At 70.1% G+C, this 13,936-nt stretch carries 13 protein-coding genes; 11 read left to right on the forward strand and 2 right to left on the reverse strand.

From position 1 onward, the window contains the following. From NL1_RS24190 to NL1_RS24230, 9 genes are all read left to right on the forward strand, one after another. Positions 1 to 369, forward strand: a 369-nt coding sequence (locus tag NL1_RS24190) for a (2Fe-2S)-binding protein (protein ID WP_162272765.1), incomplete at its 5' end; no start/stop codon positions are given. A gap of 314 nt (positions 370 to 683) precedes the next feature. Next, a complete protein-coding gene (gene thrS / locus NL1_RS24195) occupies positions 684 to 2,744 on the forward strand; it encodes a threonine--tRNA ligase (RefSeq protein WP_067843775.1) in 2,061 nt (686 codons plus the stop codon). Next, complete coding sequence (locus NL1_RS24200) at positions 2,741 to 3,322, forward strand: ATP adenylyltransferase (RefSeq protein ID WP_067843635.1); 582 nt, start codon at positions 2,741 to 2,743, stop codon at positions 3,320 to 3,322. The genes thrS and NL1_RS24200 overlap by 4 nt, the downstream gene beginning before the upstream one ends. A 53-nt stretch (positions 3,323 to 3,375) precedes the next feature. After that, positions 3,376 to 4,038 carry a phosphatidylinositol phosphate synthase gene (gene pgsA, locus NL1_RS24205; RefSeq protein ID WP_067843638.1) on the forward strand — a complete coding sequence of 221 codons (663 nt, stop codon included), beginning with the start codon at positions 3,376 to 3,378 and terminating at the stop codon, positions 4,036 to 4,038. A gap of 70 nt (positions 4,039 to 4,108) precedes the next feature. Beyond that, entirely contained in the window at positions 4,109 to 5,068 is a 960-nt protein-coding gene (locus NL1_RS24210) for a phosphatidylinositol mannoside acyltransferase (protein ID WP_067843649.1), read from the forward strand. Continuing rightward, positions 5,065 to 6,189: a glycosyltransferase family 4 protein gene (locus tag NL1_RS24215; protein WP_067843651.1), complete on the forward strand. Its 1,125-nt coding sequence runs from the start codon at positions 5,065 to 5,067 to the stop codon at positions 6,187 to 6,189. Before NL1_RS24210 ends, NL1_RS24215 begins: the two co-directional genes overlap by 4 nt. Continuing rightward, positions 6,189 to 7,232 carry an NUDIX hydrolase gene (locus NL1_RS24220; RefSeq protein WP_067843776.1) on the forward strand — a complete coding sequence of 348 codons (1,044 nt, stop codon included), beginning with the start codon at positions 6,189 to 6,191 and terminating at the stop codon, positions 7,230 to 7,232. The genes NL1_RS24215 and NL1_RS24220 overlap by 1 nt, the downstream gene beginning before the upstream one ends. 457 nt (positions 7,233 to 7,689) lie before the next feature. Beyond that, complete coding sequence (pdxS, locus tag NL1_RS24225; protein ID WP_067843653.1) at positions 7,690 to 8,610, forward strand: pyridoxal 5'-phosphate synthase lyase subunit PdxS; 921 nt, start codon at positions 7,690 to 7,692, stop codon at positions 8,608 to 8,610. 213 nt (positions 8,611 to 8,823) lie between these two features. Next, entirely contained in the window at positions 8,824 to 9,321 is a 498-nt protein-coding gene (locus tag NL1_RS24230; protein WP_307623656.1) for a WKL family lipoprotein, read from the forward strand. A gap of 230 nt (positions 9,322 to 9,551) precedes the next feature. Here the strand turns inward: NL1_RS24230 and NL1_RS24235 are convergent, their stop codons facing one another. Then, positions 9,552 to 10,163, reverse strand: a complete 612-nt coding sequence (locus tag NL1_RS24235; protein WP_067843656.1) for a hypothetical protein — start codon at positions 10,161 to 10,163, stop codon at positions 9,552 to 9,554. Positions 10,164 to 10,358: 195 nt separating this feature from the next. Between NL1_RS24235 and NL1_RS24240 the strand changes: the two genes are divergently transcribed. Next, complete coding sequence (locus NL1_RS24240) at positions 10,359 to 11,177, forward strand: acyl-CoA thioesterase (RefSeq protein WP_067843659.1); 819 nt, start codon at positions 10,359 to 10,361, stop codon at positions 11,175 to 11,177. Positions 11,178 to 11,250: 73 nt separating this feature from the next. On the opposite strand, the gene NL1_RS24245 is transcribed toward NL1_RS24240, so the two are convergent. Continuing rightward, positions 11,251 to 13,053 carry an APC family permease gene (locus NL1_RS24245; RefSeq protein ID WP_444980022.1) on the reverse strand — a complete coding sequence of 601 codons (1,803 nt, stop codon included), beginning with the start codon at positions 13,051 to 13,053 and terminating at the stop codon, positions 11,251 to 11,253. A 106-nt stretch (positions 13,054 to 13,159) separates the two neighbouring features. On the opposite strand from NL1_RS24245, the gene pdxT reads away from it, so the two are divergent. After that, positions 13,160 to 13,810 carry a pyridoxal 5'-phosphate synthase glutaminase subunit PdxT gene (gene pdxT, locus NL1_RS24250; RefSeq protein WP_067843665.1) on the forward strand — a complete coding sequence of 217 codons (651 nt, stop codon included), beginning with the start codon at positions 13,160 to 13,162 and terminating at the stop codon, positions 13,808 to 13,810. Positions 13,811 to 13,936 lie beyond the last annotated feature (126 nt).

Below are 13,936 nucleotides of genomic sequence, written 5' to 3' on the forward strand. Positions count from 1 at the left end.
GCGCCCGCCGATGCCCCGGACGCCGCGCGGTCCGCGGCGGTGCTGCGGGAGACGCTGGCCGTGGTGATCCCGGCCGTGGCCGCCGTCTCCGGGGCGGGAGTGCCCGCGCTGTGGGCCATCGTCGCCGACGCGATGGGCAACCGCGCCCTCGACGCGGGCGACGGCCCCGCGGGAGCCGAGCTGGCCACCTCGGTGGGCGGGAAGTTGCCGGTGCCGCGTTTCGTGACGATCGGCGGACGCACCTTCGTGCGCCGGATCTCCTGCTGCCTCGTCTACGAGGTCCCCGGCTGCGAGATGTGCACGAGCTGCCCCAAACGCCCCGCCGCGGAACGCGAGGCGCTGCTGGCGAAGCTCGCCGCGGGCCGCTGATCCGCCTGCTCACGGCGGCGGAATTCGAGTTGCGCGCGCCCGGATGTGCTGCAAGATGGGTGCCGACACGCCGACAGCGAGCTACCCCGCGGCGACACCAGGTTTCGCGAGCACACCCACCCCTCACCGGATACGCCCAGAACCCGGCCGTGGACTCGGCAGCCGGCTCGTGACGCCACGCTCGAGGCGCTCGCGACCGGCGCGAATCGCCCGTCGGCGGGACCGCTAGCATTGGTCGCGCCGGGGCGATTCGCCGCCCGGTGACGACGCGCGGGAACAGGCCCGCCCACGAGAACCCCAAGGAGTGCGCCGCCGTGACCACCTCAGCCCCGATCAGCCCAGCCACCCTCGTCCGGGTGCCGGCCGGGACTACGGCGGGTGCCGCGGTGCGCGAGGCGGGTCTGCCGACCAAGGGACCCGACACCATCGTCGTGGTGCGCGACGCCGAGGGCGCGCTCAAGGACCTGTCCTGGACCCCGGACACCGACGTCGAGGTCGAGGCGGTCGCCGCGAGCACCGAAGCCGGACGCAGCGTGATCCGGCACTCCGCCGCGCACGTGCTCGCCCAGGCCGTGCAGCAGGAGTTCCCGGAGGCCAAGCTGGGCATCGGCCCGCCCATCAAGGACGGCTTCTACTACGACTTCCGCGTCGACCGCCCGTTCACTCCCGAGGATCTGGCCAAGCTGGAATCCCGGATGAAGAAGATCGTCAAAGGCGCGCAGCGCTTTTCGCGTCGCGTCGTGGAGCTCGACGAGGCCCGCGTCGAGCTGGCGAAGGAGCCGTTCAAGCTCGAGCTGATCAGCGACAAGTCCGGCATCGACGACCCCGAGGTCATGGAGGTCGGCGGCAAAGAGCTGACCATCTACGACAACCTGGATCCGCGCACCGGCGAGAAGATCTGGGGCGACCTGTGCCGCGGCCCGCACATCCCCACCACCAAGTTCATCCCGGCCTTCAAGCTGACCCGCAGCTCGGCCGCCTACTGGCGCGGCGACCAGAACCGCGAGGACCTGCAGCGCGTCTACGGCACCGCCTGGGAATCCCAGGAGGCCATGGACGAGCACCTGCACCTGCTCGCCGAGGCCGAGCGCCGCGACCACCGCAAGCTCGGCCTGGAACTGGACCTGTTCAGCTTCCCCGACGAGCTCGGCTCGGGCCTTCCGGTGTTCCACCCCAAGGGTGGCATCATCCGCAAGGAGCTCGAGGAGTACTCGCGCCGCCGCCACGTGGCCGCGGGCTACGAGTTCGTGAACACCCCGCACATCACCAAGGGCCACCTGTTCGAGGTCTCCGGCCACCTGGACTGGTACAAGGACGGCATGTTCCCGGCCATGCACCTGGACGCGGAGCTCAACGAGGACGGCACCGTCCGCAAGCCGGGCCAGGACTACTACGTCAAGCCGATGAACTGCCCGATGCACAACCTGATCTTCCGCGCCCGCGGCCGGTCGTATCGGGAACTGCCGCTGCGGCTGTTCGAGTTCGGCTCGGTCTACCGCTACGAGAAGTCGGGCGTGGTGCACGGCCTGACCCGGGTGCGCGGCATGACCCAGGACGACGCGCACATCTACTGCACCAAGGAGCAGATGCACGCGGAGCTGACCGACACGCTGCGCTTCGTGCTGGATCTGCTCAAGGACTACGGCCTGGACGACTTCTACCTCGAACTGTCCACCAAGGACCCGGAGAAGTCCGTCGGCTCCGACGAGATCTGGGAGGAGGCCACCGAGACCCTGTCAAAGGTCGCCTCGGCCTCCGGCCTCGAGCTGGTGCCCGATCCGGGCGGGGCGGCGTTCTACGGTCCGAAGATCTCGGTGCAGGCCAAGGACGCGCTCGGCCGCACCTGGCAGATGTCGACCATCCAGCTCGACTTCAACCTGCCCGAGCGCTTCAACCTGGAATACACCGCCTCCGACGGCACCAAGCAGCGGCCGGTGATGATCCACCGCGCGCTGTTCGGCTCCATCGAACGCTTCTTCGGCGTGCTCACCGAGCACTACGCGGGCGCCTTCCCCGCCTGGCTCTCGCCGGTGCAGGTGGTCGGCATCCCGGTCGCGGAAGCCTTTGCGCCGCACCTGGATCGAGTGATCGAGCTGCTGCACGACCAGGGTATCCGCGCCCAGGTGGACCGCAGCGACGACCGGATGCAGAAGAAGATCTTCAACAACACCGCGCAGAAGGTGCCGTTCATGCTGCTCGCCGGTGAGCGTGACGTGAACGCGGGCGCGGTGAGCTTCCGCTTCCGGGACGGCACCCAGGTCAACGGGGTGCCGGTGGCCGACGCGGTGGCCACCGTCGTGGCGTGGATCAAGCACCGCGAGAACGCCTCGCCCACCGCCGAGGGGTTCGAGATCGTGCAGGCGGGCCGGGAATGACCGCGGACGGGCTGTACGACCTGGACGACACGGAGCAGGGGAACATCGTGGACATCGGCGCGGGCGACCCCGATCGGCTGCAACGAATCTGGACCCCGTACCGGATGTCGTACATCACCGAGGCCGCGGGATCCCGTCCGACGGACGCCACCGGGCACCCGTTCACCGACATTCCCAAGATGTCCGACGAGGACGGCCTTATCGTCGCCCGCGGTGAGCTGGTGTACGCGGTGCTCAACCTGTACCCGTACAACCCCGGGCACATGATGGTGGTGCCGTACCGCAGGGTGGCTAACCTGGAGGACCTCACCGAGGCCGAGAGCGCCGAGCTGATGGCGTTCACGCAGCGGGCCATCCGGGTGATGAAGAGCGTCTCGCGCCCGCACGGCTTCAACGTCGGGCTCAATCTCGGCGGCATCGCGGGCGGCTCGCTGGCCGACCACCTGCACCAGCACATCGTGCCGCGCTGGGGCGGGGACGCGAACTTCATCACCGTGGTCGGCGGGGTCAAGGTGATGCCGCAGTTGCTGCGCGAGACCAGGGCGCTGCTTGCCGCCGCATGGAAGGAAACGGAGTGAACCACCGCCGTGGTGCGTCGTGCGTCCGAACCGACCGGGCGCGGGTGTAGCCGGTGCTGAGCTTCTTCGGCCGCGAGACGTTCGCCAAGGCCACCGCTCCGCTGGGCAAGGCGCTGGTACGCACCGGTCTGACGCCCGACGCCGTCACCCTCATCGGCACCGCCGCCTCCATCACGGCCGCGGTCACTCTCTTCCCGACCGGTCACCTGTTCTGGGGAACGATGGTGATCTGGTTGTTCGTCATGTTCGACATGCTCGACGGCGCCATGGCGCGGGCCCGCGGCGGCGGCACCAAATACGGCGCGGTGCTGGACGCCACCTGCGACCGGGTCGCCGACGGCGCGATCTTCGGCGGGCTGGCCTGGTGGGCGGTGTACCACGAGCACAGCAAGTGGTTGTTCTTCGCCACCCTGGTGGTGCTGGTGACCTCGCAGGTGATCTCCTACGCGAAGGCGCGTGCCGAGGCGAGCGGTCTGTCCGCCGACGGCGGCATCATCGAGCGCCCCGACCGGCTGGTCATCGTGCTCGTCGGCGCGGGCCTGACCGGTCTCGGCGGCCACTGGGGGATCGAGTGGCTCACCTGGGCGGTGCACGTGGCCATGTGGATCCTCGCGGTGCTCAGCATCGTGACGGTGTTCCAGCGGGTGCTCGCGGTGCGCAATTCGCCCGGCGCCCGCGAAGTCATCCCGCCCGCCGCGCCGCAGGAGGCGCGGTGAGCGCACGTGAACTGCGCGCACTGATCCGGGTTTTCGGTCGTATCGTCGGTGCTGTGGAATCGGGGGAACGGTGAGTATCGGGGAACGGCTGAGCGCTGCCGGATACGCGGCGGGCTGGCGGCTGGTCCGTGCGCTTCCCGAGGGCACGGCCCGCCGGTTGTTCGACTGGGGCGGTGCGCGCGCGGCCCGCAACGGCGGCCCGATCCAGTTGCGGCGCAACCTAGCCCGCGTGCTCGGCGTGGCGCCCGAGCGAGTGCCCGACGAACTGATACGGGCCAGCATGCGCTCCTACGCGCGGTACTGGCGCGAGGCGTTCCGGCTGCCGACGATGGATCACGCGGCGCTGGGTAAGTCGTCGCGGCTGCCCGTGGAGGAACTGCACAACTTGGACGCGGCGGTGGCCGCGGGGCGCGGCGTGATCTTGGTGCTGCCGCATTCCGGGAACTGGGACATGGCCGGGATGTGGCTGGTGCAGAACTACGGCGGGCTCACCACGGTGGCCGAGCGCCTGAAGCCGGAGTCGCTGTTCGAGCGCTTCATCGCCTACCGGGAAAGCCTCGGCTTCGAGGTGTTCCCGCTCACCGGCGGCGAGGAGCCGCCGTTCGGCAGGCTGGCCGAACGACTGCGCCAGAACAAGATCGTCTGCCTGATGGGCGAGCGCGATCTCACCGGCCGTGGGGTGCCCGTCACCTTCTTCGGTGAGCGCACCTGGATGCCCGCGGGCGCGGCCAAGCTGGCCATCGAGACCGGCGCCGCGCTCATACCGGTGCACATCTGGTTCACGGTCGGCGACGACGGCGTGGAGGCCTGGGGCTTGAAAACCGAGGCGCCGCTGGATGTCTCGGGTGGCGTGGCGGCGGCGACGCAGCTGCTTGCGGACCGGTTCGCGGCCAATATCGCCGAGCATCCCGCCGACTGGCACATGCTGCAACCGCTGTGGGAGAGCGATCTGTCCGAGGAACGCCGGGCCAGGATCGCCGCCGCGCAGACCGGGCCCGCGGTGCCGGGCGGGAGAGACGAGACGCCATGAAGATCGGCATGGTCTGCCCGTACTCGTTCGACGTGCCCGGCGGCGTGCAGGCGCACGTGGTGGACCTGGCCAGGGTGCTCATCGAGCGCGGGCACCGGGTGAGCGTGCTCGCGCCCGCCTCGGAGGGCACCTCGCTGCCGGAGTTCGTGGTCTCGGCCGGACGCGCGGTGGCGATTCCCTACAACGGCTCGGTGGCCCGGCTCTCCTTCGGACCCATGGCCTACACCAGGATTCGCCGCTGGATCGACGGCAACGATTTCGACGTGCTGCACATCCACGAGCCCAACGCACCGAGCCTGTCCATGCTCGCGCTCAAGATCGCCGAGGGCCCGATCGTCGCGACGTTCCACACCTCCACCACGAAATCCTTGGTGCTCAGCACTTTTCAGGGCGTGCTCCGGCCGTACCACGAGAAGATCAGCGGCCGGATCGCGGTGTCGGAGCTGGCCAGGCGCTGGCAGGTGGAGGCGCTCGGTTCCGACGCGGTGGAGATTCCCAACGGCGTGGACGTGACCGCCTTCGCGCGCGCGCCGATGCTGCCCGGCTATCCGCGCGCGGGCGGCACGGTGCTGTTCCTCGGCCGGTACGACGAGCCGCGCAAGGGCATGGACGTGCTGCTCGGCGCGCTGCCGGAGCTGGTGCGCCGCCACCCCGACGTGGAGATCCTGATCGTCGGGCGCGGCGACGAGGAAAGGCTGCGGCGCGAGGCCGGGCCGCATGCCGGGCACCTGCGCTTCCTCGGCCAGGTCTCCGACGAGGAGAAGGCCTCGGCCATGCGCAGCGCCGACGTCTACGTGGCGCCGAACCTGGGCGGGGAGAGCTTCGGCATCATCCTGATCGAAGCCATGGCCGCAGGCACCGCCGTGGTGGCCAGCGAACTCGACGCGTTCCGGCGGGTGCTGCGCGACGGCACCGCGGGGATACTCGTCCCGGTCGGCGATTCGGCGCGGCTCGCGGCCGCGCTGGACACCGTGCTCACCGACGAGGTGCGCAGGGAATCGCTGGTGCACACCGCGAATCAGGTGGTCGGCGAATACGACTGGCCGGTGGTGGCCGAGCAGATCCTGCGCGTCTACGAGACCGTCACCATCGGCGACACGCGGGTGCGGGCCGCCGGATGATCACCTTCTCGGCCACAACGGTCCTCGTTCTCGCACTCATCGCGGCCGTTGTCGTCGCGATCGGACTGTGGGCCTACTCGACCGCCAACCGGCTGGACCGGCTGCACGTGCGCTCCGACCAGTCCTGGCAGGCGCTGGACTCGGCGCTGGCGCGGCGCGCGGTGGTGGCCCGCGCCGTGGCGATGGCGATCGCGGGCCCGGTCTCCGATCCGGCGCTGGCCGAGCAGGCCACACGCTTGTCCGCTCTGGCAGGACGGGCCGAACGCGCGGGACGGGCGGAGCGCGAGACGGTGGAAAACCAGCTGTCGTCGGCGCTGTCGGCCGTCGACATCGCGCAGCTGCGCCCGCAATTGGTCGCCGAACTCGCGGACGCGGAGGCCAGGGTGCTGATCGCCCGGCGCTTCCACAACGACGCGGTCCGCGACACGCTCGCGCTGCGCACCCGGCGTCCCGTGCGCGTGCTGCACCTGGGCGGCACCGCCCCGCTGCCCACCTATTTCGAGATCACCGAGCGGGCGACGCCCGCCGCGTCGACCGGATTGGCGGTGGACACCATCCGCACGTCGGCGCGAGTCGTGCTGCTCGACGAGCAGGACCGGGTGCTGCTGATGCGCGGCAACGATCCGAAGACCCCGGCGGACTCGTTCTGGTTCACCATCGGCGGCGGTGTGGATCCGGGGGAGACGCTGCGGGCCGCCGCCGTGCGCGAGCTGTGGGAGGAGACCGGGCACCGCGCCGCCCCGGAGAGCCTGCGCGGTCCGATCTGGCGGCGCGTCGCGGTGTTCCCGTTCGACGGGCAGCTGATCCGCGCCGAGGAGTTGTTCTTCGCGCTGCGGGTGCCCGCCTTCACACCCGAACCGGGCAATCGGACCGTGATCGAGCGCCGATCCATCACCGGGCATCAATGGTGCACGCCCGCCGACATCGGCACCCTCGACCGCTCCGGTGAGACGGTCTACCCCTACCACCTCGACGAACTGCTTCCGGAGGCCGCCACGATCGCGTCCGGATCCGGCGATCCCGAGGTCCGCTCCATCCGCTGAGGCCGCTTGACACACCTGTGATCTGCTTCACGCTCGTGATAGCTTCGTGACTGAATCGCGCCCTGGCGGGTATCAGGTCTCCGTGCTCCCCGACGACGCGGAGCGGTCATTGTCCGGTTGTTGGAGGTTAGTTCCATGTCGTATCTGCTGTTCGATTTCCTGTTGCCGATCGTCGGTCCGGCGGCCGCCGAGTACTGGGCGCAGCTGCTCGTCGTGAATCCGATCTGAGTCCGGTAGACCCGGCGAATTCCGCGAGTGCGGACGCCCGCTCGATAGCGAAGGGTTCGCCGGGACACGGCGGGTGATCCACGGCGAGCATGGCGTGCGTCACGTCGCGCGGAGCTGGCCCCCGAGCTGACCTCGGCACCAGTCCAGTGGCCCGCAACTGGCTATCAAGTGGCTTTCTCTCCGCGCCTAGACTTAGGTCGTTTCGTTCCGCGCGACTTGATAGGCGCACATGACTCAGGAGTTTGCCGTGACCACGCCCGAGACCACCAACACCGTCGGCACCGCTCGCGTCAAGCGCGGCATGGCCGAGATGCTCAAGGGCGGGGTGATCATGGACGTCGTCACCCCCGAGCAGGCCAAGATCGCCGAGGACGCCGGCGCGGTCGCGGTCATGGCACTGGAGCGCGTGCCCGCCGACATCCGCGCCCAGGGCGGGGTGTCCCGGATGAGCGACCCCGACATGATCGAGGGCATCATCGCCGCCGTCTCCATCCCGGTCATGGCGAAGGCCCGCATCGGCCACTTCGTGGAGGCGCAGATCCTGCAGAGCCTCGGCGTCGACTACATCGACGAGTCCGAGGTGCTCACCCCCGCCGACTACACCAACCACATCGACAAGTGGAACTTCACCGTTCCCTTCGTCTGTGGCGCCACCAACCTGGGCGAGGCGCTGCGCCGCATCACCGAGGGCGCGGCCATGATCCGCTCGAAGGGCGAGGCGGGCACCGGCGACGTGTCCAACGCGACCACCCACATGCGCCAGATCCGCCAGGAGATCCGCAAGCTCGCCGCGCTGCCCGCCGACGAGCTCTACGTCGCGGCCAAGGAGCTGCAGGCCCCCTACGAGCTGGTCCGCGAGGTCGCCGAGACCGGCAAGCTCCCCGTCGTGCTGTTCACCGCGGGCGGCATCGCCACCCCGGCCGACGCCGCCATGATGATGCAGCTCGGCGCCGAGGGCGTCTTCGTCGGCTCGGGCATCTTCAAGTCCGGCAACCCGGCGCAGCGCGCCGCCGCCATCGTCAAGGCCACCACCTTCTACGACGACCCCGACGTGCTGGCGAAGGTCTCCCGTGGTCTCGGCGAGGCCATGGTCGGCATCAACGTCGAGGAGATCGCGCAGCCGCACCGGCTCGCCGAACGCGGCTGGTGAGCGTCGCGGCGCTTGCCGCACTTGCCTTTTCGTCACGCCCGGTCCCAGGCCGCAGCCAGGGGCCGGGCGTTTCGCGTTGCCCGGCCCTCGACTCTTCGACCCGCCACACAGCGATCACAGAGTTCCCACAGAGCTGCGGATTAGGTTCGATGCACGGCGAGCAGCACGGTCGCCGATGACGCCGACCGATTCGAACGCAAAGGACCACAGTTGATGCTTCGCAAGACCGGACGAATCGCGATCGCAGGCCTGGCCGTCGCGGCCGCGCTGAGCCTGACGGCCTGCGGCAGCGACGACAAGAGCCAGGACGCCACGCCTGCCCGCACCACCACCAGCGCCAAGGCCAGTGCCGCGGCAGCCGGCCTGCCGCCGGTTCCGAGCGTGCCGGAGTTGAACACGCAGCTGCAGCGGGCGCTCGACCCGGCGGTGCCGAACCAGGAGAAGCTGGCGATGATCCAGGGCGCCGAGGCCGATCCGGAGCTGCCGAGCCGGCTGTCGCAGGCCTACCAGCAGACCGGGGCCAGCGTCACGGTGACGGAGGTGACCGCCTTCGGCGACACCATCAACGCCAAGGCCAAGATCGTGCTGAACGGTCAGGAGAACATCGCGGACGTGCCGTTCGTCGCCGAGAACGGCACATGGAAGGTCCAGAAGGCATGGGCGTGCGGGATGCTGACCAACCTCGGCCAGCAGTCGGCCGCCTGCGCCTGACAGCGCTGATCCGCCGAAACGCGGATCGTGCCGCACACGTGTCGGCGGACGAGTGGCACACAACGTCGGGGGTGGCGGAAGCTCCGCTACCGCTGTGTGTGCCACTCGTCGAGTAACGCCGAATCTCTGCACCACCAAGACACCCGGTCGCGAATCGCGTCCGGGTGTCGGCTTTCCGCCCGGTGCGATCTGGTTTGTCCTGCGGCGCAACGGTATACGTGGGCCGGGTCTCAGATCCGGCTCAGCGCGGGGCGATCGGGATGGTCCCAGCGCACCGAAAATGTTGGTATCTCGGGATTCTCGCGGTCGTATCGCAGCAGGGCGGGGATGGTCCAGTGCTCGTCCGGCGGCGTCCGGCGGCGCAGTGCCGCTTCGCTGAGGTCCAGACGCACCGTCAGATCGCAGGCGAGATCGCGGCCGAGCAGCATGGGGCCCGCGAGGAACAGCACCAGATCGGCGGGGGCGGCGCGGACGGCGGCGCGGGCCGAGCGGTCGGCGGACTCGTCCCACAACGCGGGCAGCCAGCGGCCCTGCTCGCGCAGCGCGCCGACGACCTCGCGGCGGACCGCGTCGTAGTCGAACCACGCTGTGCGGTAGGAGTATTCGTCCTCGCGGCCGAACTCCATGCGCAGCGAGGCGGGACGCACGTAATCGTGCAGGGAGACCACCTCGGCGGACCGGCCCGTCCCACGCAGCCGTTCGGCGGCGCGCCGCGCGAACGCGGCGGGCTGTGCGGCGTCGGCCGCGTCGATGGCGATCAGGCGGCGGCCGGGCAGCGCGCGGACCCGGTCGGCGAGCAGGTCGGCGAGACCGTCCTGGGTGATCGGCACGAACTGCGGCACCGCTCCATCACAGCAGACACGCCGCCGGGACGCTCCGTGCGTCCCGGACTGCCGCGATCGCCGCACGGAGTTCGTCGCGGCGGAGGCGCGCGGCGATGTGACCGGCGCGACAATGGCAAACGTCGAGCATCCGGTCGCGTGCCTCGACCGGTGGCCGAACGGGAGGAATCGGACGCCGCGGGTTAACCTCTGCGCATGGCGACAATCGAAGAGGCATTGGAGATCGAACGCCTGGAGCGGGACATCTTCCGTGGCGCGTCCACGAAGACCCAGCTGGCTCGCACCTTCGGCGGTCAGGTCGCCGGGCAGGCCCTGGTATCGGCGGTGCGCACGGTGGAGCCGCACTTCCAGGTGCATTCGCTGCACGGGTACTTCCTGCGTCCAGGCAATCCGGCGGAACCCACGGTGTACCTGGTGGAGCGGATCCGCGACGGAAGGTCCTTCTGCACCCGCCGGGTGACCGGTGTGCAGGACGGCTCGGCGATCTTCACGATGTCGGCTTCGTTCCACGTCGGCGACGCGGGCCCGGAGCACCAGGACGTGATGCCCGAGGTGGCCGCGCCGGAGAACCTGCCCGACGCCCAGACCTCGATGAGCCCGGAGCGGCTGTGGGCGATGCGCGAATGGGAGCACTGGGACATCCGCACCGTGCCGCAGCAATCGGTGTCGCGCCGCGACGGCGTGGTCTCCCAGCAGCAGGTGTGGTTCCGCTACCGGCACCCGCTGCCCGACGACCCGCTGTTCCACGTGTGCACGCTGGCCTACATGAGCGATATGACGCTGCTCGGCTCCTCCAAGGTCACCCACCCCGACACGCCGACCCAGGACGCGTCGCTGGATCACGCGATGTGGTTCCTTCGCCCGTTCCGCGCCGACGACTGGCTGCTCTACGACCAGTCCTCGCCCTCGGCGGGGTTCGGCCGCGCGCTCACCGGCGGCAAGATCTTCAACCGCGAGGGCCAGCTGGTGGCCGCCGTCGTGCAGGAAGGACTGATCCGCACCCGGCGGGAGTGAGACGTCCGGAGCCGAACGCGGTGGCGCGAGTGTGGCCGACTCACGCCACCGCGACGGCCGAGCCCGGTCGGGCTCACGCCACCTGGACGCGCAGGTGGCAGATCACGGTGTCGGCGTTGCGGCGCAGCTCGCGCTCGAGTTCGTCGCTGCGATGGCTCGGGAGCACCCGATCCCAGCCGCCGGGCGGATCGACCTCGGCGATCACCACGACCTTGCGGCGGCCCGCGAAGTTCTCGCGCACATAGCGGGCGACCGGTCCGCCGACGGTGGCGTCGCTGTCTTCCAGCAGCACCAGGCGCACATCGGGATGCCACGCCTCCCACGCCTTGGTGAACGCCCGCGCCGATTCGCCCGGCAGGCAGACGTGCACCGCGACGACGTCCGAGCCCATGGACATCGCGGTCGACAGCGCCTCCCTGCTCAGCTCGGACACCTCGGAGACGGGCACCACGATCGTGGTGCCACAGGCCTGCGGCTGGGCCGGGATGACGCCCGCGGCGCGGCGGTCACCGATCCGGTGATAGGCCGCGTTCACCCGCAGCATGGCGAACACCAGCGCGGGCAGCACCAGCACGATCAGCCACGCACCCTCGGTGAACTTCATCGCGGTGGTGATCACCGCGGCCACGCACGTGAGCAGCGCACCGAACCCGTTGAGCGCGATCCGCATTCGCCACCCGTCGCTCCTGGCCAGCCACCAGTGCTTGACCATGCCCGCCTGCGCGATCGTGAATCCGACGAACACGCCGATGGCGAACAGCGGCACCAGAACGTTCATCATGCCGCCCGCGCCGACCAGCAGCACGCCCGCGCTCACGCCGAGCGCCAGCACCCCGTACCGGTAGACCTGGCGCGGTGAGCTGACCGCGAAGCGGTGCGGCAGGCAGTTGTCGTCGGCCAGGATCCTGGTCAGCGTCGGGAGTCCGCCGTAGGAGGTGTTGGCGGCCAGCGCGAGCAACACCACCGTCGCGAATTGCACGACGTAGTAGCCGAATCCGTGGCCGAGCGCGGCCTCGGTGAGTTGCGAGAGGACCGTGACGCCCTCGATTGGGCGCAGCGAGAACTTCTCGATCAACACCGCGAGCCCGATCAGCATGGTGCCGAGCAGCACGCCGAGGACGACCTCCGCCCGCTGGGCCCGCCGTACCCGGGGCTCGGCGAAGCTGGGCACCGCGTTTGCGATCGCCTCGACGCCCGTCAGCGCCGCGCACCCGCTGGAGAAGGCCTTGAGCAGCAACAGGATTCCCAGGGTGTGCATATCGGTGACCGCCGGGTCGCCGACGGTCACCGAGGCAGGTTCGCTGCGCAGCAGCCCGCCGACGATCACCGCCGCGATGCCGCCGACGAACACGACGGTGGGCAGCATGAACGCGCGTGCGCTCTCGGTGATGCCGCGCAGGTTCAGCGCCGTGATGCCGGCGAGCACGAGCAGGCAGATCGCCACCCTGTAGTCGTACAGCCCGGGGAATGCCGAGGTCAGGGCGGCGACGCCGGCGGCGATCGAGACCGCGACGTTGAGCACGTAGTCCACGATCAGCGAGGCGGCCGCGACGAGGCTGGTGCGGTGCCCGAGATGCCGCTTGGCCACCGCGTAAGCGCCGCCACCGTTGGGGAAGGCCGCGATCACCTGGCGGTAGGACGCGATCAGCACCGTGAGCAGGGCGACGATCGCCAGGGTCACCGGCAGCGTCGCGCCGAGTCCGGCCGCGCCCGCGGCGGCCAGCACCAGCACGATCGCCTCCGGGCCGTAGGAGACCGAGGCCATGGCGTCGAGGGAGAGGCCGGCCAGTCCGGTCGGCACCGTCAAACCGCGGTGGGGAGCGGCATTCGATTCTCCGCGCGGCGTGGCGGCCGGGCGGGGCACAACAGCAGTCACGTCCGTGAGTGTCACCCCGGTCGCGGTGATCCCGGGCCTTTGTTGACGCATCTTTGACGGCGACCGTGAGCGGGCCCACAGTTCCCGGCCTCGTAAGCTCGGCGGGATGAACGCATCATCGGTCGCTGCTCCCGCCAACGCGGCGCGGCAGACGTCGTCCCGGCCCACCATCGGTGTTCTGGCCCTGCAGGGCGATGTGCGTGAACACGTCTCGGCGCTGGCGCACTGCGGCGCGGAGCCGGTGCTGGTGCGGCGGGTCTCGGAGCTGGCCGCCGTGGACGGGCTGGTGCTGCCCGGCGGCGAGTCGACCGCGATCAGCAAGCTGCTGGAGGCCTTCGAACTGCTCGAACCGCTGCGCGCGCGGCTGCGCGCAGGCATGCCCGCCTTCGGTTCCTGCGCGGGCATGATCCTGCTGGCCTCCGAGGTGCTCGACACCCGGCCGGACGCCCAGCATCTGTCGGGCATCGATATGACGGTGCGCCGCAATGCCTTCGGACGCCAGGTCGACTCCTTCGAGACCGATCTGGATTTCGCGGGTCTGGACGACGGCCCGGTGCGCGCGGTGTTCATTCGCGCGCCGTGGGTCGAGCGGGCGGGCGAGGGCGTCGAGGTGCTGGCGACGGTGCCCTCCGGTCCGTTCGCGGGCCGCATCGTCGCGGTGCGCCAGGGCGCGGTGCTCGCCACCTCCTTCCACCCCGAGGTGACGGGTGACCTGCGGGTGCACCGCATGTTCGTCGAGATGGTCCGCGCTGCGTAGTCCGCGACGGCAGCGCAGGGGAAACGGGTAACCGAGTACTCGCGCTTCGGCGCGGCGGGCGGTGGATCATCGCTCCATCCGGGCGATCCCGACCGACCCGGCCGTGGTGGCGACACCACCCGACGA

The organism is Nocardia lijiangensis NBRC 108240, assembly GCF_001613045.1.
Taxonomy (GTDB): domain Bacteria; phylum Actinomycetota; class Actinomycetes; order Mycobacteriales; family Mycobacteriaceae; genus Nocardia; species Nocardia lijiangensis.